14 protein-coding genes are annotated in these 23,547 nt (G+C 40.7%); 8 read left to right on the plus strand and 6 right to left on the minus strand.

Annotation, left to right across the window (positions count from 1 at the left end; translation table 11 throughout):
- Positions 1-618: 618 nt before the first annotated feature.
- From M1L62_RS17730 to M1L62_RS17740, 3 genes are all read right to left on the minus strand, one after another.
- Positions 619-1,062: a hypothetical protein gene (locus M1L62_RS17730; RefSeq protein WP_254560956.1), complete on the minus strand. Its 444-nt coding sequence runs from the start codon at positions 1,060-1,062 to the stop codon at positions 619-621.
- Between the two features lie 16 nt (positions 1,063-1,078).
- Positions 1,079-1,372 (minus strand): hypothetical protein, encoded by a 294-nt coding sequence (locus M1L62_RS17735; RefSeq protein WP_254560957.1) that lies wholly within the window; start codon positions 1,370-1,372, stop codon positions 1,079-1,081.
- A 476-nt stretch (positions 1,373-1,848) separates the two neighbouring features.
- Positions 1,849-5,934: a hybrid sensor histidine kinase/response regulator transcription factor gene (locus M1L62_RS17740; protein WP_254560958.1), complete on the minus strand. Its 4,086-nt coding sequence runs from the start codon at positions 5,932-5,934 to the stop codon at positions 1,849-1,851.
- Positions 5,935-6,828: 894 nt separating this feature from the next.
- Between M1L62_RS17740 and M1L62_RS17745 the strand changes: the two genes are divergently transcribed.
- The 6 genes from M1L62_RS17745 (at position 6,829) to M1L62_RS17770 (ending at position 15,796) form a co-directional block, all read left to right on the plus strand.
- On the plus strand, positions 6,829-8,934 hold the full coding sequence (locus tag M1L62_RS17745) for an Ig-like domain-containing protein (RefSeq protein WP_254560959.1): 2,106 nt from the start codon (positions 6,829-6,831) through the stop codon (positions 8,932-8,934).
- 27 nt (positions 8,935-8,961) lie between these two features.
- On the plus strand, positions 8,962-11,631 hold the full coding sequence (locus M1L62_RS17750) for a choice-of-anchor tandem repeat GloVer-containing protein (protein WP_254560960.1): 2,670 nt from the start codon (positions 8,962-8,964) through the stop codon (positions 11,629-11,631).
- A 24-nt stretch (positions 11,632-11,655) separates the two neighbouring features.
- On the plus strand, positions 11,656-12,735 hold the full coding sequence (locus tag M1L62_RS17755) for a T9SS type A sorting domain-containing protein (protein WP_254560961.1): 1,080 nt from the start codon (positions 11,656-11,658) through the stop codon (positions 12,733-12,735).
- 231 nt (positions 12,736-12,966) lie between these two features.
- A complete protein-coding gene (locus M1L62_RS17760) occupies positions 12,967-13,596 on the plus strand; it encodes a response regulator transcription factor (RefSeq protein WP_254560962.1) in 630 nt (209 codons plus the stop codon).
- A 438-nt stretch (positions 13,597-14,034) separates the two neighbouring features.
- Positions 14,035-14,595, plus strand: coding sequence for a LuxR C-terminal-related transcriptional regulator (locus M1L62_RS17765; protein ID WP_254560963.1), 561 nt, complete (start codon positions 14,035-14,037; stop codon positions 14,593-14,595).
- A gap of 700 nt (positions 14,596-15,295) precedes the next feature.
- On the plus strand, positions 15,296-15,796 hold the full coding sequence (locus M1L62_RS17770) for a hypothetical protein (protein ID WP_254560964.1): 501 nt from the start codon (positions 15,296-15,298) through the stop codon (positions 15,794-15,796).
- A 582-nt stretch (positions 15,797-16,378) separates the two neighbouring features.
- Here M1L62_RS17770 and M1L62_RS17775 read toward each other — a convergent pair.
- The 3 genes from M1L62_RS17775 to M1L62_RS29740 form a co-directional block, all read right to left on the minus strand.
- Positions 16,379-17,008 (minus strand): pyridoxamine 5'-phosphate oxidase family protein, encoded by a 630-nt coding sequence (locus tag M1L62_RS17775; RefSeq protein ID WP_254560965.1) that lies wholly within the window; start codon positions 17,006-17,008, stop codon positions 16,379-16,381.
- Positions 17,009-17,061: 53 nt separating this feature from the next.
- Positions 17,062-17,235: a hypothetical protein gene (locus M1L62_RS17780; RefSeq protein ID WP_254560966.1), complete on the minus strand. Its 174-nt coding sequence runs from the start codon at positions 17,233-17,235 to the stop codon at positions 17,062-17,064.
- A gap of 343 nt (positions 17,236-17,578) precedes the next feature.
- Positions 17,579-17,791, minus strand: a complete 213-nt coding sequence (locus M1L62_RS29740; protein ID WP_374760309.1) for an SRPBCC family protein — start codon at positions 17,789-17,791, stop codon at positions 17,579-17,581.
- 571 nt (positions 17,792-18,362) lie between these two features.
- On the opposite strand from M1L62_RS29740, the gene M1L62_RS17785 reads away from it, so the two are divergent.
- Positions 18,363-21,392, plus strand: coding sequence for a T9SS type A sorting domain-containing protein (locus tag M1L62_RS17785; RefSeq protein WP_254560967.1), 3,030 nt, complete (start codon positions 18,363-18,365; stop codon positions 21,390-21,392).
- 883 nt (positions 21,393-22,275) lie between these two features.
- Positions 22,276-23,535 carry an SGNH/GDSL hydrolase family protein gene (locus M1L62_RS17790; RefSeq protein ID WP_254560968.1) on the plus strand — a complete coding sequence of 420 codons (1,260 nt, stop codon included), beginning with the start codon at positions 22,276-22,278 and terminating at the stop codon, positions 23,533-23,535.
- Positions 23,536-23,547 lie beyond the last annotated feature (12 nt).

The raw sequence follows: 23,547 nt of genomic DNA on the forward strand, positions 1-23,547 counted from the left end.
AAAGAATGCTCAAAAACGGACACCCATTTCTTGGTCAGGGCTCTTCGGGTAACGGATTCTGTCACTGTGAGGCGTATGTTAAATGAGAAAGGGACAAAAATAGAATTTAAAAGATTGGAAACGCCTCAGTGTTTGTTATTTGAGATAAAATTTATGGGGATTAAGTTATAAAAGGTTACTAATAAAACAAAGCACAAGGGCGTCAGCTATTTGGAAAAAAATCAGCAAAACATCAAGAAATTGTAAAACAAAATATACGCCGGAAAGCGGTGTCTATTTCTTTTGAAATATTTACAGCACTTCAACATTTCTGCAATATCGGTTACATAACTCCTGACATTTAAACCTTCGGACAATGAATTTCAACAAATTCAGTAAACCTTTCCCGACTAAAAATTCGGTATTAATGGTGCTCCTATTCGCTGCTTTGGCATCCTGTAACGATTTTAAAGAAGCAGATTGGGTATCAATCGCGTTAAAGTAGTTGATTCTGGTAAGGATACCATATTTTCAATAGCGAATCAAAAACCTGATGATGCTCTCAGAGTCACCATTGAAGGCGCATTGTCTGACACTTCGGGGCGTCAATCACCGCTAAGCTTAAAAGTCGTCCAACATTTAACCAATTATCGGCCCTGCCCCAACTAAACTATGAGGTTGCAGCAAGGTCCCCCAATTTGTCGAAACATTACTTGTCCTATGAATTGCCTTTTCAATCCAATCAAGTGTCTTTTCACTTTGAAAATATAGCAATGCTGAAATATTTTCGGACAAGTATTTGTCACCTTTACGTTCGATTTCCTCTATTACTGTTTCAAACGCCTCATCGAAGCCAAAACACTTTGAGATGGGCCGAGCAAAAATTAGAAGTTCATCTTCTCGTCTGTTTGCCCATTCGTTTCTAAGCCAATTTTCTGCCGCTCTCCCAATGACTTCCCCAGCAATTTCATACGCTTTGTAGTTGATGGCTCTGTTATATTTGACTTTCTTATCAATAGTTTTTAGCACTTCGTTTTTGTCAAACTGTCTAAGTTTTTCAATAACAAAGTTTTCGTGAAACATTGCACAAATCCAAAATCTATAAGCCGGTCCAGACTATTCTGAATTTGTTCAAAGTAGGGAAAGGAAATTTTTCAGACTCTACGACTTCAATGTCTGGTTGAGTTGCTTCACCCGTTTCATAATCATAAAAATCATCGTGCAAGTGCGAACTATGTCCGTGTATCGCAGTTAAATTGAAAAACTCCAATGGTCTTAAAGCTTTATTTTCTAGTCTGTCAAAACAGGACTTGCACAAATAATAAGGCTTCTGTTGTTCATCTTCAAGCTGCTCAACTTCAAAATCGTTAATTTTACAGCTTTCACATTTCATATCGGATGTCGTTAGTCTAATGCACAATTGCATTGAATAAATTCACCAAGAATAAGTATGACTTACACAGGTAAGCTGCTTAGTCATTTAGTTACCATCCAAGGTAAAGATTATTTTCAATATAAACCCGTGTTGCATATTCGAATTTATTTACTGTTGTTGAGCAAAGGGACTTTCAATATTTTAAAAAAACCTCCAACTGAGCGACCTCCCATTAGAAGAATTATTTCAATTTATCGTAAAACTCGTCGCCACCGAATAAAGGTTTGAATAATTATTATCAGTGAACAGCTTATAATTAACTTTTCTTTCATGATTCCAGAAATAGATACTACCCACTTCATCAGCCCACAGGAAATACAGACTAAATTTCCTAGCCGTGCTAAACTGGATTCGAATTTAGATTCTTAAAACTAACTAACCCGCAAAAGTGTAAACCAAAACGGAATCACTTCAGCTGTCTTTGCTTAATAGCTTTATAAATTTGTGCGTGCATATTCACTAGGTGTTTTACTAAAAACCTTCCTGAATTCCCGGCTAAAATATCTTCGATCACTGAAACCTACATTTTCTGCTATCTCATTAATGTTGTAAGAATCGGTCCTTAATATTGAAGCAGCTTTTTTTAGTCTGATATTTTTTGAAAATTCATTTATCGACATGCCCGTTAAAGCCTTCAGCTTACGATAAACAACAGGTCTGCTCATTCCTATGTTAATAGATATCTGATTGACACCAAATCCGGGATCTGACATGTTTTCTTCAATAATGGCCGCTAGTTTCCCGAGAAATAAATCGTCTCGGCTACCAGTTTTGTTTCTTGGGAAATCTATTTCGCTGACAGATTTACCAAATTTGGTTTGAATAGCTTGTTGGAGGTTCAGTAAATTTTTCACAGTCAATTCCAATTCATTGATCTCAAAAGGTTTAGTAATGTAATGATCTGCCTGGGCGATCAAGCCTTCTATTCTATTTTCCCTCGTAGCCATCGCAGTAAGTAGAATAACCGGAATATGGTTTGTCCGATCATCCTGTTTTAATTTTTCACATAATTTCAGTCCACTCATTTCACCCATCAAAATATCACTTATGACAACGTCCGGAATAATGTCACTAGCCCTCTCCCAAGCGTCTTCCCCATTATAACATTCTATTACAGTGTAATTTTCGGAAAGGCTTTGTATGATAAACCGTCTGAGTTCCGGATTATCTTCTGCAAGCAGCACACATTTTCTTTCAACAGTAATTAATTCCTCTGACTCCTGATCATATTTTTCTAAGTCTTGATCCATTTCGGGATCGATAAAGGTTCTATTGACCAACTTAGATACATAATCCTCCGGCAAAACATTTTCTGCTGAAAAATGATGGTTTCCCTTTAAGAACGTAGTCGTGAAAGTTGTCTTTCCCCGCAAAGTTTCAGTGGAAGGAGTGCTCTCAACGCCAAGTGTTCCATGGTGCATCTCTACAATTTTTTTCGACAAGGCAAGTCCTAATCCGTAGCCAGTATTTTTGTCGCCATATTCATAAACCTGAAAATAATTTTTGAATATGTTTTTAAGGCTATCAGCTGCGATTCCCTTACCATCATCTGTAATTTTTATTTGGACATTATTTACATTTTCAAACACCTCTATTGATATTTGCGCCCCTGCATCACTAAATTTGAAAGCATTGGAAAGTAAATTGTAGATTACCTTTTGCACTTGAAAATGATCATACCAGACAAAGATCTTTTCGTTACTTGATTTGAGCGTTAACGTGATCTGTTGCTGCTGTGATAAATGTGCAAAAACGGGAAGAATGTCCCTTAGGAAAGACACTACATCGTATTGTTTTGTTTTCAGCATTACCTTGTTTTCATCAAGTTTTCTAAAATCCAATAATTCGGTAACGAGAGCGACTAAACGTTTTGAATTATTCTGAACCATTTCCAGATAATTGCCAACTTCGTCACTTTCCTTCTGCATACGAACTAACTTGTCCAGGGGACCGGAAATTAAGGTCAAATGTGTTCTTATTTCATGAGATATGTTTGTAAAGAAGTCAAGCTTAGAACGGCTAAGCTCTTCCTTAGCTCTAATCTCCTTTTTTATCCAAAACAAGCGAATGATCAGAAACCCAATTCCTGCAATAATACTTAGATAAATTAAAATAGCCCACCATCTTTTCCACGGGGGCTGCAAGACTGTGATTTTTAATTGTCTTGGATATCGAGACCAGACATTGTCATTATTAGAGGCATTGACAATCAGGGTATAATCACCCGGTGCCAAATTATTAAAAATAACTGAGGGCTCCACGCTCTGATGCCAGAATTTGTCTACACCTTTCAGCATATACGAAAACTGGTTTTTTTCGGACCTTACATAATTAAGTGATGCAAAACCAACTTTTAAAAAGTTATCCTTATGTGACAAGACGATCTCGCTGGTTAAACCAAGGTCGCTTTTAAGCAACCCTGTACTATCCTCAGGAAATATTGGGACGTTTTGAACCTCCAGATCGGTAAAGACTACACTTGGGGGAAGCTCATTCAATTTGACATCATCAGCATCAAAATACAAAACTCCTTCGTTCGTTCCCAAATAGAAAGTATTATTTTGCCCTTTTACCAGAGAATTATACGAGATATCAATAGCGGTCATACCGTCGCTTTTGCCATATACCATCAACCGATTACGTTCTTCATTGAGCAGCATCAAGCGATGGAATGAAGTTAGCCACAGTCGGTTTGACTTGTCTGCCCGGATGTTACAAACTTCTTCACCTTCTGGTAACCCCTTAATTGAAAAAGTCTCAAACCTACACTTCAAGACATTATATCTTTTAAGGCCATCTTTTTGAGTGCCTGCCCATATAATCCCTTCTGCGTCTTCTGTCACACAAAACACTTCTAAGTCCGGCTTATAAGCTTTGTTTTGATTATCATAAACCGGTACTTGCTTAAAAGTCTTTTCATTATGTTTAAGACGATAAATCCCAGAGAAGGACGAAATCCAAACATTTTGCTTAGAGTCTTCAAAAATGGATAACACCATCTGTTTTTTACCCTTATTTTTCAAATTTACATGGGTAAAATGCCCTTTATCAAATAGGTCGAGGCCTTCTTTAGTCGCCACCCACAACCTATTGCTTTTATCTACGCAAACTGACAAAACATCATCAGAAATTAATGATGTTGTGTCAGCGCTGTTGTGTCGATAAGATTTCCAGGAAGCTGTCAATGGATCAAAATAACTAATACCGCCACGGAACATGCCAATCCACGCTTTACCATCATCTGTAAGAAAAATGCTGGATATCTGGTCCGAGCCAAACGCACTTCCCACAAGTTTTTCTGAAAACTTGGTAACAACTCCATTTATGCCATTTTTGACATTCAATCCACCCCCATTTGTTCCGATCCAAAGGTTATTTTGCAGGTCTGGTGCGATACAATTCACAGTCTTAAAACTTAGGCTTGTGCTGCTTTTCCCTGCCCTAAGATTTCCAAAAACGTTTTTGCGATCACCTAATAAATCAACCCCATTAGTATAAGTTCCGATCCAGATTGTCCCGTAATTGTCATCAAAGACGCTGAAAACTGTGTTATCGCTGATGCTCGTCTGAACGTCCGGATCATTTAAGTAGTGTAAGATTTGGTTGGTACGGGGATTAATTTGGTATGCCCCTTTGAATGACCCAATCCACACGTTACCCGCTTTATCTAGTGTTATGCAGTTCACCACATGACGACTAGACCATTCTTTTGAGATAGGTAATGGCACCTCTGTAAAATTTCTACTTTTGATATTAAATTTGCTAACCGTCCCTGCTCTGCTTCCTATCCAAAGGAAATCTTTTTTATCCCATAACAAACAAGTCAGATCATCATTTTCCTCTTGCATATTTCCTGGGTGATGTCTATACAAACGTAGCAGTTTTCCTGAAGCCGACAAGTTCAAAAGCCCTCCGGCGGTAGCGACCCAAAACAATTGGTTCTTATCCTGACACATCGCGGTAGTGAAGCTGATGCCAGGATTGGCCCCCGCTCCTGTATTCAATAAATATCTTTCAAATCTGTTTTTTTTACTATCAACCAGTTTATTCAGACCATTTGCAGTGCCCGCCCAGATAAACCCTTTCTGATCTTCAAAAACAAACTTTATATCATTATTGCTTATAGAATTTGGATTTGCCTTTTCATTTAAAAAAATTTGAAATCGACAGGTTTTCGAATCAAATTTGTTTAAACCGTGGGAAGTCGCAACCCAAATTGCACCCTTTGAATCAATGAATAGGCTATTTACATAATCGCTGGATATACTACCCTGTTTTTTCGCGCCGGTTTTGTATGTACGAACACGTTTTCCATCATACCTGCTAAGACCTTCTGGTGTTGCAAACCACATAAATCCGGTAGTATCGCGGATTATTGAACGGATACAATTACCGGAAATACCATCGGAAATATTCAGGTTCCCAGTTTTCGATAATTCTTTTAGCTGTGCTTCCGAAATCGAAGGCACCAAAACCAGTATTAAAAAACATAATCTGTGTATAAGTATATTTTTCTTCATAAACATTACATAAGTGTGTAGGCTCCATTTCTTAGGAGTGTTTGATAAACCGAAGAGAGTATTTTAATTATTCTGATTGATAAAAACACTTTTCCCGGCTAGATAAGCGTCCAATTAACCGTTGTTACAAGGATCGCGTTGAAAATAGAAAAGTTTTAATTAGTAGAATAAATTTTAGAATACCTAAATATAATTGAGTTTACTTCAACATAAAGTATCGTACTAAGCTCGATTTGATCAAATTTATTCTACTTAAAACTTCTGACGTGCTGATGAAAATTTAGTAACAGATTTTATTGAAATTATTTAACTGATAGATGTAGGTCAACCGCCTAAGATAATCCAATTTAAATATAAACACCTGATTATCAAATTACTGCATATTCATTTAAAAAATTACGATTTAATATATTTCTGCAAAACTATTGCTCAGTTGCTTGTACCACACTGGAAAACTGTCAGGAACAAAAAAAATCGACAGGATGTAATTCCATAGAATTTTGTGGTAAACATTTTACTATGAACTTTGAACGAAAAGCACACCTGTAAGTCTATATTTTCCCCCTATCGCACTTTGAATAATCGCTTACCTCACTAAGGTTGCAGATTTTCACACCACTTTGAACCATATGTCACCCTTCATTTGCCATTTAGAAATCTTGTTCTAAATTTTTCCGTGAGCAAAAAATTTTTTCTACTTATAAAAATCCCCCTTTTAGAACAATTCCTTAACCCTCTGGTAACGAATGTTCTATCAACTTTGCAGAAATCACTAAATCGAAGTTTTACTATCAAACACACATTTATGACACGACAAAAATCACGTGCAATCCAGGCATTACCATTGGGCTCACCCCAAATCAATTCATCTCAAGTCTTTAAACAATTAATTCAATGAACGAAGAAAATTACCTACTAAAAAAAGAAAGATCGAACAATCCGGCACTATTAAGTGCAAAAGGTTTGTTACTGATTGTCTTCTTTCTAGGCCTTATTCCGAATTACGGATATTCGCAATATGTGCATCCAAATCAGGCCGGCCGTAAAGGTGGCGACACCGGCGCGGGAACAGGAAACCAGGTAGTAACCTCGACCTACTGGGGTAACGCAGGTTCTTTATATGGCCAGGGAGTTCTTATGTCCGTAAATAAAGATGGAACCAATGCGGCGTCCTATTACGACTTCAAAGGGTGGCCAGGAGATGGTTCGTACCCGTTGTATACCACACCTCACCAGGGGTCTGATGGAAAACTTTATGGAACTACATTTTACGGTGGAACTTCAAATTGGGGCTCAGTTTATACTTATGATTTCGCAAACTGTTCAGAATTTGTAATCAGCAATTCAGGACCAGGACCAACGGGTGGCAGTGCTACGCAATATGCAAATGTGAATGAATTCAGTGATGGTAAACTTTACTTTCCTGAAACAAACGCAGGATCAGGCAGTCACGGCGCGCTGTTTCGTATGGACAAAGACGGTACTAACAAAGAATTGCTTCACGAGTTCAAATATAATGTCGGTCCATTCCCAACCTACACAGCTGCAGCAACTGCCCAAGCTGCTCTGGAAAGCTTGTCTGCTTATCAATATGATGGGGCTTCACCCATGGGCTTTGTCGTTGAAGGTGCTGATGGTAAAGTCTATGGATCTACTTATGCAGGTGGCCCAAGAAACTGGGGTACCTGGTGGAGATGTAATAAAGATGGCAGCAGCTATGAGATCATTCGCGTTGGCGCATATATTAATACCTATAAATCGGGAACCAATACAGATGTAAGCGCTTACCACATCAATTATCCTGCGGGTAACGTTGCACAGGACCAAGCTGGTAAAATCTATATTACGGGTTATTATGGTGGAGTAGGAAATCTAGGCGGAATTGCCAGAATGGATCCGGATGGTTCTAACTATCAGCTTCTTTATAGCGGGGCGTTGGCTACCGGTTCTTATCCATACCGGGGTGCCCTCATTATTGACAACAAGATTTTTGGCACAATGCGTTATGGCGGCACGTCCAATGCAGGTGTTGCATACAGCATGAATCTGGACGGTACAGGATATTCGATCATGAAAACGTTTGGTGCAGTGGTCGATGGAAGTGAGCCTCATGCAGGCCTGTCTTACGATGGCGCTCATTTATTTGGCACAACGTTTACTGGTGGTGGTACAGGGGCTATCGGAACCTTGTTTAAAATTAAGCCAGACGGTACCGGTTATCAAAAGATACATACCTTTCTTAACACTGCCCTGGCGTTGTCGAGCGCTTGTGCAGGAACAAATAAGACAGGATTCTATGCCTGGTATCCCTCTGTCGAGCGCGTTACTTTCGCTAATGCCACATTGACCTGTGCGATTACCTGTATTGCTAATCCGGCAGCTTGCACGGCGCCTGCTACGGCGCCCTCCCTGTCCGCGCAGACCGTTAGTAATGTGTGCTCGGCAACGACAGCTGACTTAACGACCCTGAACGCTGCTGTGGATGTCACATGGCATACAGCTGTTCCGGCGCTGGCTTCTAATCGCATAGCTGATCCTACAAGTGTAGCAGCAGGAACTTATTATGCATCCTATTATGATGCAGTTAATGACTGTTATTCAACAGCATCATCAGCGGCAGTAACCGCAACGATCATATATTGTAACCCAACAATACAGTTGAATGCAAGCCACGTTGCCATTACGACCTCGGTTAATACCCAAAAAGACGGCAGCATAATTTCAGACGTAAATCCCCAAGGCACCGCACCGCTCAGTTATACATCTGTTGATTGTACAACAGAGGCATCCACTACAACTACAAGTAAAAATGGTACTGTGCTCGTAATCGGCTCAACCGGATCCTATACTTATTATCCGGCAGATGGATTTGTGGGTGTGGACACTTTTTGCGTAAAAATTTGTAACGGAAGCGTCCCTGGTACTTGCAAGATAGTGACGTATACAGTTACAGTTAGCCCGGAAGAGTGTGATGCACTTGGAACCGTACCTGCAAACTAGTTTTTGAAATATCAAATCTGATATAAAATGAAAAATATTCTAAAAATATACAAATTACTTCCTCTAATGGCAGTAATGTTCTTTGTGCAGACCACGCTGTTTGCCCAATATGTTCACCCCAATCAGGCTGGCCGTAAAGGAGGCGATACCGGTGCCGGAATTGGAAAGCAGGTTGTAACCAGCACCTATTATGGTTACACCTCAGATAACTCTGCACAAGGCACAATTGTGTCAGTCAATAAAGATGGAACAAACGTGGCAACTTTCCATGGTTTCAAAGGCTATCCCTCAGATGGTTCCTACTCCTGGTACACAACACCCCACCAGGCATCTGATGGAAGTCTTTATGGGGCTTCCTATGTCGGTGGATCCTACAACTGGGGCTCAGTTTACAAATTCAATCTAGGAACCGGAGTAGAAAGCCTCATATTCAATTCTAATCCAGGAAATGGAGGAAGTCCCGGAAATTTTGCAAACATCAATGAGCTGAGCGACGGAAAAATATACAGCGTACAAACTTGGGGGGGAACGCATTACCTTGGAGGGCTTTACAGTATGAACAAGGATGGTTCGGGATTGACATTAATCCATAGTTTCAGCAATTCAGTAATTGTCAATTATACCTCCGCGGCAACTACTCAATTGACTACCGAATCAAAATACGATGGCGCTTATCCTTATGGATTTGTTGTGGAAGGTCACGATGGGAAAATATATGGATCAACCCTTGATGGAGGCGCTCATAACAGAGGGGCATTTTACAGATGCAACAAAGATGGGTCAGCATATGAAATAATTAATGTAAGCGACCCTTTTCTAAAAGCCTACGTAAATGGTAAAGGCGGAGTAATTCCATCTGCATACAACTTAAATGATCCTTGTGGAAATGTAGCTATTGATCAGCAAGGCAAAGTATATGTTACAGGTTTTTATGGGGGTGCCGGAAATACTGGTGGCGTTGCCAGAATGAATGCCGATGGAAGTAACTATCAGTTACTACATTCAGGAAATGCTGCGGAAGGTACATATCCATACAGAGGTGCAACAATTATAGATGGACGTGTTTATGGTACTTATGGTACGGGTGGCCCTTGGACGGTGCAGGGTGGCGCTTCCATCGGCGTGGTCTACGGAATGGATCTGGATGGATCCAATTATAAAGTTTTGAAAGCATTCGACGCCCCGGGTGGAGTTTACAGCGACGGCACCGATCCATGGGCTGGACTTTCTTATGACGGAGAGTATTTGTATGGATCCACTCATGTCAACGGAGGTGCAGGAATGGTCGGCACCCTTTATAAACTTCGCCTGGACGGCAGTGACTTCAAAACATTGCACCGGTTTAGCGCCACGGCTGCGACAGCATGTGGCGGAAAACCTGCCTTGTTCTCATGGTATCCAAGTACCGAACGTGTTACCTTTGCAGATGTCTCACTCAAATGGTCGCAGACCTGTATTCCTGATGTGGTATGTAATGCCGGTTCTGCTGCTCCTTCTGTCACCAATAATACCGGTATTAGTAACGAGTGTTCAAGCACAACTGCCGATTTGACCAATGTTATCATTACCAATACACCTGTTAATGCACAGGTAGCGTGGCATACTTCCACCACCATTTCATCAGAAACAAAAGTGGCAGATCCAACAGCAGTGGGCGCCGGTACCTACTATGCGGTATTCTACGACGCGATCAACGGCTGTTACGCCAACGAGGGTACATCTACAACCGCTGTTGTAGTAACTATTAAAGCTTGTCCTTTTGTCAACTATGCACCTCCAGTAGCATCCAAGGTTCTAGCCAATGTATGCCCCGCAGCGACAGCAGATCTGACAAGTTTACTTTATGCAGAGTCTCCATCCGGAGCAAGTGTAACCTGGCATACCGCCACTCCGGCAACGGATGCCAATAAAATAGGTACTCCGACAGCGGCAACTGCTAACACTTATTACGCTGCATATTACAATGGTACAACGTATGGCCCTACATCAACTCCGGTTGTTGTTACTATTATTTCATGCGGCGGTACATCCGTAAATGCAGCATGCCCGGCAAATACAAAGGATTTGACGACAATATTGATTGGGCCTGCGCCAGCCAATACCGTTCTTACCTGGCATACAGCAGTTCCTGCTACCCCAGAGAATCAGGTTGCTGATCCAACAAAAGCGGTGGCAGGGACATACTATCCGGTGTATTTTGATGAAACAAACAATTGCTACGGAACAGCCGGAGCTCCTGTCACAGTCGTTGGATGCCCTATACCAGACCTGACACCTACATTTAGGATAACACCGTCAAGTGTAATTGGAAACGGAACGGCTATCGCCGGCAGAATATTTGTCAGAGAAATCGCAGGTTTTGCCACCACTTCCAATCCAATCTATGTATTTGTGCCAAAAAGTGCGAACTACACCTTAAATACATACAACTCGACCCAAACTACTTCAGGAGGACTGCCAGTCCAAAACAGTCAGTGGACATATCTGTCAGCTAACGCCACCTATTATATTTTCCAATACAACGGCAGCGTTCCCTTGAATAATTCAGGTTCCGCATTTGGTTTTAGTATGATTTACAATTCAAACAGCCTGAGTGGCAAGGAAAACATTAACATTTTAGTGTTTGACGGATCGGGTGGAGAAACAAACTTCTCAAATAATTCTGATGGAGAAACGATCAGGTTCTCAGCAAATTAACAACAAACTTTAAAAATCTATATTATGAAAATTAAATCATTATTAATGGTTACAACGATGTTCTTGGGCATAAAAACATCATATGCGCAAGATCCGGCAATTCTATCACCGAATGTATCACCTAGTCCAGGACTTGTCAATGGCCCCGTCTCAGCCTCTGTCCGTTTTGTAAACTCTTCTACAAAGCCAATTCCTGGGGATGTGAATAATCCAACGTATCTTTCTTTCACATTGGTTAAGATAACGCCAACGCTTGTCAATGGAATTCCGACGGTATCAGGTGCCGGAGCTATTTACTTTGACTGGAGTGCAACCCTGGAGGCGAACGGAACATGGACCATATTAGGAATTCAGAACCAAACGATTCCGGGGCAACCCGATCCTTTTCTAGATCCCTTCGGTGGACCAGTTGTCATTCCCGGAACTATCAATGCGGCTTCAACTTCCGCCGATGCTGCAGCAAACAACGGAGATGGTTTCAATGCAAACGTAATTCCAGCAGCAGGATTTGATGTTAACAACAATGATAACAGCAATAACCAAGCAATATACGGGTACACAGACGGAGTGTTACCGGTAAAATTGCTCGATTTTGACGCACGTGAAGAGAATAATACAGTTAATCTGGCATGGTCAACAACCGAAGAGACAAATAGTGATCGTTTCGAGGTCCAACACAGTACTAACGCAAAAAATTGGGCCGAGATAGGTAAAGTGGCATCCAATGGGGAAAGTAGTGTTAAAAGGATTTATAACTATAATCACCAAAGTCCATCTAACGGCTTAAATTATTACCGCCTTAAAATGGTTGATAAAGATGGCACTTTTGCTTACAGCAGGATCGAAAGCATTAATATAAAAAGCATTGCTATCACAGCTTACCCCAATCCTGCGTCCGAAGTCCTATTCTTGAGTGAGCCATCGATTACTAACGGTAAGTCCATTAAACTCATTAGTGCCAACGGAAACACAACTTATCATTCCTCCACTATCCCTAAATCTGGTATTAGCGTAAAGGGGTTTACCAACGGCATATATATTTTGGAGATCACACGCAATGACGGAACGATAAGCACCCAAAAAGTGGATATAATAAATAAGTAAAGCTGTAAGCTTTTAAACGGATTTTAGCCCGTCAAACATTTGTGTTAGCATTTTTCCTCGCCAGGAAAAATGTTAACACAAATTTCCTACCGCACTCTTAACTCTACCGATTGTCATTGATTTATTTATGGCAGAATTAAGAAGTTTTAAATCTGAGTTTAATACTACAAAATCAAATTAGTTGTCATCATTACCCAACGCAAATTGAAACAAAGCATAACTGTACTTACTATGAACATAGCAATAATTGATAAGTACCCTATTATACGCAATGGTTTGAGAATCATTTTAACTGAAAAATATAACGATTTAAATATAACGGAAGCCGAGACTTTTGCAGATTATTACGTTAAATATTACGACTTAAAGCTAGATTTAATTATTCTCTCCGTTGAAAAAGATATTTTCAGTGATCTCAATATGATAAAGAAAATGGATAAACTAGAAGTGACAATCCTCTTTGACGACACAATTAGTTCAAAATTTATTTCCAACTTTTTTCGTATCGGTATAAGGGGTTATTTGTCTAAACTAGCAATTCCTTCCGAGTTATTACGATGCGTAAGTAGTGTATTTAGTGGGCAAAGATATGTAGAAACAAGTTCGCTTGATTCTTTACTATCCGGCTTAGGAAAATCAGCAAAAGAGGAACGAAGCCAGACATCTAAACTACTCACTAATAAAGAATTACAAATAGCTACTTATCTCAGTGAAGGGCAAAAAACATCTTGGATAGCAAATAAATTAGGTAGAAAACCCTCAACCATAAGCACTTATAAAAACAACATATACAAAAAGATGAATGTTGATAATATACTGGACCTTAAAGAATCAATTTTTCCATCTAGAATTTTCTGTTAAACTTTAAGTATAGACACTTTATAGCTGTGTTAATATTCCTAAAAAGTAGCCAGCTGATCTGCGCTCTGCCACTGAACAAACTGACTACAAATCCCTTCTGAATTAGGGGAACGATATCTTTCGGCTTTTCATGAAAATCCACATTATGAAACTTATTCAAAAATGGTCTTAAGCAACAAAAAAATTGTTCCCCAGAAATAAAAATACTATACACATACTGCTCTTTTTGTAAACCTAACTTAGTTGAGTTTGTACTTAGGCATCTCACCGGAGTTTCCAGAGAGATGCTCCACCCCGCAATCATAGAAAACCATCTCCGAACCGGCTCCTGTTAACACAAAATACCACGCTGATTTACCAAAGTACACTAATAACAACACACCTAATTTTTATTTTGCTTTCATCTCAAAACAGCCAACCCAACCAACGACAGAGATTATGAAAAAGGTTTTAATTTTAGAAAGCTACCCCATTGGACGCAGGGGCTTGATCATATTATTAGCCCAGCAACTGGAATTCGAAGTGATGGAAGCAGCCAGCGTCCGAGACCTAAACTTCGATGATACTTCAAAAGAGCCCGATCTGGTCATTCTGAGCATCAACAATCAGCTTGACACTGTGAACCTTCCTTTCATTTTGGCCCGACAAACTCCAATCATCATCTATTACTGCGAGACTGAGTATAAAAATATCTTAAAATTTACCGGGGGAAATATCGTCGGATGGATCAACAAGCGGAGCCCGGTCGAAGATCTACTCCACTGCATGTTTTTGGCAGTACAAAGAAAAAAATTCATGTGCAGCCTCACCCTGAACTGCATCACCAATGAGATTGCCAATAACATCAAAAAAAGGAAAACTTCGGACAAACTTGCCGACAGAGAGAAGCAGATCGCCAACCTGTTAGCCACAGGCATGAAAACTTCAGAAATTGCTGTGTTTCTAACACTGACCCCAAGTACCGTCAGCATTGTTAAAGGTAAGATTTTCCAAAAATGAACGTAAACAATGTTTTCCAACTGAGTACAGAGATGGTTTAGCTTGTTCAAAGCAGTTGCAAATGAATGCAAATCTAGTATGGATCGTATGGTTATATTTGAAAAATCTGACACCGTAAGACACCAATTACTGACAATCTTCGACCTCTACCCACTGGGGAACGCATGTTCAAGAAGCCATTTCAATTAGTAAGTATACAATGAAGTCTGTAAACAATTCCTATTCAATTTTTAACTGATAGAATTCTGACGCCTTTTCGGATACCATGATCGATGGTGATCCGAAAATGTTCCATTAACATGTATCATGTGAAGTTGTGCTTAATTAAAGTAAAGATTAACTTCACAAATATCCGGACTACAAAATCGGGAAAATAGGTATTTTCAAACCGAAAACAGGCAAAATCAATCGGTTAAAGCGGTATTGATCTTTACCAGCCTTGGTGATCTTTGGACTAGTAACTAGGAATATATCTAGCTCTCTATTGGCTAGGATTTCATATCTTGCCACTCAGAAATATCAAACATAGACCCTTAGATTTGTTTACAAGATGAGATACATTGGTAGCTTGGTTTTGACTGTTTTTCTTCTCTCGTGTAAAAAGGAAGACATTAAAGAACCACAATTTCCCTCCGAACTATCGTTGACAAGCATAAAAAAGAAACAAGGAATTAGGCTATTCACCAACAAGAGGGAAATAATGGATCCACAAACCATTAATAATTTCGTAAAAGGTTCGGTGCAATTTGGTGTACGAGATAGCCTGGTGACCGGGAATGAAAAAATAACATTCAAATCTATCGATTCAGCTTTTGTGGGATCTATTTCTAGTCCGTACACGATTGAGAACCGCGGAGACACACTGCGATTCATTTCTACCTTAGAAGGCTGGTTTTCAGAAGAAGTCGCAAGGTTGCTTTATCCAATGTCTCGATACCGGGGTATGTTAGTGTATAGTCCATTTTTCGGGTATATGGCGAAAAATATAATGGTTGGATATGGGAATTACAGTCGCTTGAAATTGTCAGCTTATAATTACAGACTAGTCCGTACGGGAAGTTATTCCCATATGGATGGGTTGCGTAGGTCAGTGTACTCAGGAAACACTTTTAACGAATTTGATAAATCCTATATCAATAGCCTTCTAGATACGGATACCCTTGCCATTGAGGAATATTCATATATTTTTGAAAAAAGATAAATTAGCACTGAAACGGTTGAAGTATCTTCTTTAATATTGGATTTTAGCGGAGTGATACTTTCCAGCATTGTCAAGAATTTGTGTAGAGAATTCGGATACAGGACCAGTGAGTTCCGCAGCATAAAGACCACTTTGATAAATCGATAAAAAAATAATATATTTATCTATTAATCAATTATTTACACTTAGTAAGAATACCCAATTTTATAATACCTCAATTTCTAGGTCACAATCAATAAAATCTACTATCAAACGTCGTGATGGACAATAGCACTGGATTTTGGACGATATAAAACCAATGTTCTCGTCAACTGGCCGGTTTATCCGGCATATTGGTAGTTGTGCGGACAGCCACTCAGAAAAAATGTCCAATACTCGGATTTGTAACAAATGTGTTGATTTGTCTGGGAAGCGACATAAGTCGCGAGCAAGAGTCAGCATTTTGGCTGCATCCGGTCGTACAATTGCGACTAATCCACTATGACTCTCTTCCTTTTTCTCCATAAACCGCCCAATTTTTTAACAGGTAGTTCACATAGCCAGTCCCGCTACTTCATCATCGTTGCCATATAAAAGTTGATACTATTCCACAGCACCATGTTTCTGATTCTCTTTTAACCGAATGAGTTCGGATTCGAGATTCCTGATATGTTCTTGCAGCGGTGTCAGCATTTCGTTGATCTCCTCAATGGTATAGCGGGGCGTAATATATTTGGGACAGTTCCAGTCAAAGGCAATCACATGAAGAAGAACAATCCGCTCGGCAATTTTCTCATCGCCTTCCGAGATTACCAACGCCGCTAAATCCGGATGATCGGTAATGTCCACTGTTTCCAACTCTGCATATATTTTCAGGCGAGCCTTATGTGCATAGTCCATGAGGATAAGTGAAACTTTCGGATGCGTGACGGTATTGCCTATTGAGATGTATTGCTTGTTTCCACGCAAGTCAGCAAACGCCAAGGTAACCGGATCGATCACGTGTAGAAATCCCTTTCTCCCACCTCTGTGCTGGATATAAGGAAAGCCGTTTTCGCCAATACTGGCGATATAAAAACTATCCCGTCCCCCGATAAAACCACTTTCGCTGTCAGATAGCTGAGTTTTCGAAGTTCTCTGCTCCATGTGAGCATATGCCTGACGGCTCCCATAACGCTCTTGCAGGGCTTTCACTTCTTCCGTGAATGCCACAGATGCATAGTTTCTTGCCATAACTGGTTAATTTAAAATTTCTACATCAAACCTAAAACAATGGTTCATTGCTCTTACTTACTGGTGGCAGTTGAAGAATTTTGTTGAATCTTTATTATTGACTCTTCGGATAAGGGACTCTTATTATCACTGCTTTTCGGTGGATTCAAATTTTCTTCGTTCCACATAGTATCGCCGCATTCCTCATTAACAAATGGCATTTCATCAAATAACTCTATCGTTTTCATCGTATTAAAAGTTTAATAAAGTTTTAGCTTAAAACTGTTTATCATGTGAACCCAATATTCTGAATATACTACCTTGTCAATAATATCATTTCTCACTTCATTTCAAGAAATAAGCGACCTATTTTATTTACCGAACGTTCGGTAAATAAAATAGGTTCATTTTCGATGATGTAGATTTTCTTACGCCCTCATCATTTTCTTGCCTCTATCGACACGAAGCTCGTTATGGCTCCAACTTTTATAGTTGAAAACAAATCCACATAGCTGAAAACATAGGATGATCGAAGTTATTTGATTGATTATAGTTTAGGAAAAATGGAGCTTCTGGTAGATCCTGCACTTTTTAAAGGAATGAACAGGAATTGAGTTGTATCAACAAAATCAAGTAGTGAAATCGACCTCCTTGTCTGACTTCAATAGACTTGTATTCTATGATACATCCATCCGGCGCATACCAATGTTTGAGTTTTTCCGGGTCAGTCCACGCTTCGAAAACTCTATCAATACTCGCGTCAAATAAATAGGATATTAAAAGTTCTTTTTCTTGTGATTCCACCTTTACTGTTTTTTGGTCTCTGCAAAAAAATTATTCAGTTTTTCAAAGCGCTGATTCCATAGTTTACGCGATTCCTGTACCCAATTCATCACATCTTCCAATTGATCCAAATTGGCTTCACAAACTTGTTGCTTCCCCTCCTTGGAAAGCGTTATCATACCGCATTCACTCAACACCCTGAGATGCTTCGCAATGCCTTGTCGGGTTATGCCTGAATTTTCTACAATCTGCCGGATATTCAGAGATTTTGAAGTAAATCCGGATTCATTGTAGATCTCGCTAAAATATTGGATTCATAATACCATCGATTTAGAAGATGTTTACAGTCGAAGCTAATTAATGACAAAGCAGTTTTGTTACAAAAAGACTGATTTTAAACTATTTTCCCTTATGTACACCTTTTGTATACCCATTCTTATTCTCCGTAAACCTATTGTATACATAAGAAAATAGCGGTGGTTTCTGTCGCTGCGTATGTTTGTATCGTCTCCTGAAACCAGGTTTGAGGCAAAGGAAAAACAACAGGAAATTGATCGTTTTACATTTAAAGATGCAATCTAAAGCAGAAGCCATGAAAAATTATTTACATATCACCTTACAGGTGATCCTTTTATTTACTGCCTTTTCAGTCAGTCTTTCGTCACATGCACAGGACTGGAATCAGATTATGAAAGCGAATGCGGGCGACCGGAATGACAAACCTACCGGTAGCAGATCCAAGGACGACTACTATGGATGGTCCGTAGCTATTGCCGGTAACTATGCCGTTGTTGGTGCCAGGTCCGAGGAAAAGGATATGAACGGTGAAAACGAAATTGAACATGCGGGCGCGGCATACGTTTTGGAGCTGATCAACGGGAAGTGGAAACAGGTCAAAAAACTCAGCGCATCCCACCGCAATTTTGCATCGTTTGGTTACGCCGTAGCGATGGACGGCGATTACATTGTGGTTGGTGCGGAAAACGAGTGGCATGGAAATTCACCGCTTGATCCACACTTCATGACCTTTGGTGCTGTTTACATTTTCAAAAAAGATGAAGGAGGAGAAGGGAACTGGGGAGAAGTTACGAGGATAGAGGGTACTAAGAATAATGGAGGTGGCGCATTTGGGAAATCTGTTGCTATCAAGGGAAATTATCTGGTCGTTGGGGCGCCAAACGAAGGTTTCAATGTCGGTGCAGCTAATGAGGTCGTTTGTGTGGGTGCTGCTTACATTTATAAGAGAGACCAGGGCGGAACTGGTAATTGGGGACTGGTTAAAAGACTGGTGGACACTGACCGCAAAACGTTTGATCAGTTTGGAACAGCCGTGGCCATCAATGGTGACGACATCGCAATCGGTATTCCCTCCGACGAAGTCAAAGATGCAAATAATATGATCCTGGAACGGGCTGGTGCGGTCTGCATTTATAATAAATACCAGGGCGGAACTGACAACTGGGGACAAACTAAAAAAATTACCGAGCCTGATCCGGGTCCGTATAACTCATTTGGAGGAATTATTGCTATGGAGGGCAACGACATGGTGATCGGCCATTACGTTTTTGGTAACGGCAGCGGTAAGCCAGAGTCAGCATATGTGTTCGAAAAAAACCAGGGTGGCACGGGCAACTGGGGAGTAATCAAAAAACTCGTTGCGCCTACGCCTGCAAAAGGAGACTACTTTGGGCAGTCGGTGGGTATTGGCGATGGGTACATTATCGTTGGCGCGGTCCAGGAAGACGGATCGAATTCTATGGTCGAGTCCGGTTCCGCTTATATTTTCAAAAAGAACCAGGGTGGCAATAAGAACTGGGGACTGGTCAAGAAACTGACTGCTCCCAATCCGGAGCACTTTGAATTTTTTGGTAAATCCGTCGCAATATCTGGCGAACATGCACTGGTGGGAGTTCCCCAGGAAGATGATGACGAATTTGAGAAAAATAATATAATGGACGCCGGCGCTGCTTATTTTTATCAAAAAGAAAAGGGAGGGAACGAGAACTGGGGATTTACCAGAAAAACTATCACCGAAGAACGCACTCCGGATGACAATTATGGTTACTCAGTAGCAATCAGCGGTGATCTGGCCGTTGTTGGATCGCCTTACGAGGACCAGGACCGTTTTGGAAAAAATACAATACCCGATGCAGGGGCCGCTTACATCCTGCGCAGAAGTGCCGGCAATTGGGTACAGGTCAGAAAGCTGACACCAATCATCCGTGGATCTCATGATAATTTTGGATCATCAGTCGCGATCAAAGGTGATTATGTGATTGTTGGCGCACCTAAGTATGATATGAGCACAGCCGGAAACCAACTGAAAGACGTGGGCTCTGCTTACGTCTTCTATGCAAATCAGGGTCCTGGCAACTGGGGCCAGGTGTGTCAGTTGGTTGCTGCCAATGGGCAGGCTAATGATCTGTTTGGTTATGCAGTGTCTATCGGAGACAATGTGGCTGTGGTCGGTGCACCCAACACTGGGGGGACTTCGGGTGAACAGAATCTGGGTTCCGCCTATGTTTTTGAAAAAGATCAAAATTCCGGTAACTGGGCAGAAACAAAAGAACTTACAGCGGTAACACGCGTTGCCAATGCTTATTTTGGTCATTCAGTTTCAATCAGCGGTAATTACATCATCGCAGGAGCACACAGCGACAACCATAATGGCAAAGGGGCTCCCGTGATCGGTGCGGGTGCTGCTTACTTGTTTAGAAAAAATCCGTCTGCCCGAAATACCTGGATCATGCAAAACAAACTGGTTGCCTCCGATCCAAACTACAATGATCGTTTTGGCTATTCTGTCGCAATCAACGGAGATTATGCGATTGTGGGTGCCTATGCTGATTCCGAAAACAGCCAGAACGCTGGCTACAAACCGTTTACGGGTTCTGCCTACATTTTCAAAAAGGATACCGGTGGAAATGAGAACTGGGGACAAGTCAAAAAGCTGGTGGCCGAAGATCAGTCAGATGAAGATCTGTTCGGCGTGTCGGTTTCGATTTCTGAAAACTATGCAATCGTCGGCGCCCATTATGAAGATGAAAATGCGATGCTGACCAACACCCGTGAACAGTCGGGATCCGCTTACATTTTCAGGAAAAATCTGGGTGGAGATGATAATTGGGGACAGGATCAGAAGATTACTGCCGATGATCGTCACGTGGGTGACCAGTTTGGCATTTCTGTTGCAATCAACGAAACCTATGCAATTGTCGGATCACCTTTTGATAAAACAGGTGAGTCGGGCCTGGATGCCTTACCAGGTTCAGGTTCGGTGTACCTATTTTACAATTCCGCTTTGACAACAACGCCCGTATTTGACAAAAAGCTAGCCCGAATGGCTGCAACAGGAGCTGATGCCCACGAGATTTCAGAAGAACACCAAAAAATAGGCTTATACCCTAATCCCGTGGTAGACAAGATTTACGTCGGTTCTGACCAAATAAACCAGATAGATCTGATCCGGGTGGTCAATACAACGGGACATGTCGTTGCCGCTGTTTCTAAAATCACAGCAGCAGGTTTGGATGTGGGACACCTTGCTCCTGGTATTTACGTACTTCAAATCAAAAAAACGGATGGGAAAGTGCAGACTGACCGTGTGATGATTGTCAGGTAAAGTGTTGTAATCAATGCAGGTGTTTCCGGTGTGTCGGGCATCTGCATTGATCCATATCATTTCTTATTTTCTGTATCTAAATTGATTTTTTATCATTGGGCATTCTGTGTCTGTACTGATTAGTTTTTTACTTTTCTACGAATTTGTCTGTACCGCGTTGTTGGTCATTGGACTTGACTGACATCCAGACTGCGTTGCGTATCAAGTCCAGAATTCGCTGGCGAGACCATCTGATTCCCTAGCAGATTGAAGACTAACGTAGTCTCAGCATCCTATGTTATTCTTTTGTCAATCAATTTCTTACTCTGGTCCGTGCTGACCGAACCGATGATCCTAAGTTCCGAATTATGATGATCAACGGTTCAGAATTTTCCATTAAACAGCCCGTTGCGGTAGCATTTCGATAATTGAGAAGGTGTAACGGAGTATTTTCTTTAATTGAAGCCAGGAAGCAGTTTTTATTCAATTGAATTCAGTTCATTCGATCATGAAGCAGCCTATATGTTCAGTGACCTGATGCGTAATAGGGTGATCCAATCCGACGCACATTCCATATGGTTTACTCATGTATTTCGGTTTTGGAGCAGAACTGACAAGTTCCACGGCGTAACCCACAATACCTTGCGGGTAACTATGAAAATATCGTAATCAGTTTGCGAGAAAGATCGCTAAGCGACAGCTAACCATTGTATTTAATTCTTGTTGTGTATACCAGGCTATTGTAAAATCAAACATAACATAAAGATAATCCGAGAAATTGTAGAAATAGTATTACAAGATCTACCTTGATAAAAAATGCTGGCATTATCTGGGTTGTGCTAACTAGCTATACCCCATTGTTATATACCGTTTCGTCTATTTTTCACTTAATACCATAGGACGTATGAAAAAAAACTACTTAAGTGTCATTGCAACTCACCTGGTACTAGGCGGACTGACGTCAGTTTTTACCCAGGTGCTGGCCCAGGCGGATCTCGGAGCATTGCAGAAGGAGAGTAAACCAATCCGATATGTCGCTTTGGGCGGTTCTCTTTCAGCCGGAGTTCGGGACGGCGGGATTAACCAGCAGTCGCAAGTTACCTCTTTTCCTAATCTGCTTGCCAAGCAAATGGGAATTGTAAATTTCAGGCAGCCTTTGTTTGAAGGGCCTTACAAAAGTGGTACTGGTACAATTTCAGCCTCTGTCAAAAATGGGAAACTTCAATTCTTCAATGTTTCAGAAAGTATTTTTGCGAGAGAGGATAAATTGCCAAAGGTCGTCAACATGATTGACAACATGGCCATTCCTTACTTAAAAGCCAGGGAACTTGTCATTGCAGAAAATCAGCCTGGCGCATTTCTGGATTTTTTTGATAAGACTTCTTACAGACATCTGGACAGATATGTCGAAACCAGGGAAGATGGAAAATCGTCCTACGCTAAGGTTTTACAGAAGAAACTTGAAAAAGCGGATTTCTTTACATGGGAACTGGGAATGGACGATTTTACAGACTATTACTCGAAAGGGGCCTTTGGACAACAGATTAGTTATGTTACCGCCGATAGAGAGGGTATTTACCCCGAAAACGACTTGTTAAAATATCTTGTAGCAAATGGAGCGAAAGGAGTAATTGCCAATGTCCCTGAAGTACTTGACTTCCCCTATTACAGATTCTACACTTACAAAAGTATTACTGAACGAAGTGGGAAAGAAATATATGTACAGCGCTATGGAAAAAACGATGTACGATTGTTAGATCCCAGAGATATATTGCTACCAACGGAAGATGTAGCAGGATTACTGACTAGTATATCCGAAGCTGGCAGGTCTCTACATAACCCGTTGCGGGACGAAGATGTATTGGGTTTTGAAGAACAAACTTCCGTTGGAACTTATAATCAATGGGTAGCTGGCTTTGCAAAAAATAACGGACTGCCTTTAATAGACCTTCAAGGTTTGTACAAACGTATTTTAGAAGGAGGTTATGTATCACACGACGGTGTAAAAATTGACCCTTCTTATCCGTCTGGTAATTTTTTCTCGGCCGATGGGATACACCCGAGCGCGATAGGGCAGGGAGTAATAGCTAATGAATTTATTACCGCGATTAATACACACTACGATTCAAAAATTCCGCTCATCAATATTTCTGGTATTCGGTAACCTTCAACCTCT

Source organism: Dyadobacter diqingensis (assembly GCF_024220585.1).
In the GTDB taxonomy this organism is placed as follows: Bacteria; Bacteroidota; Bacteroidia; order Cytophagales; family Spirosomataceae; genus Dyadobacter; species Dyadobacter diqingensis.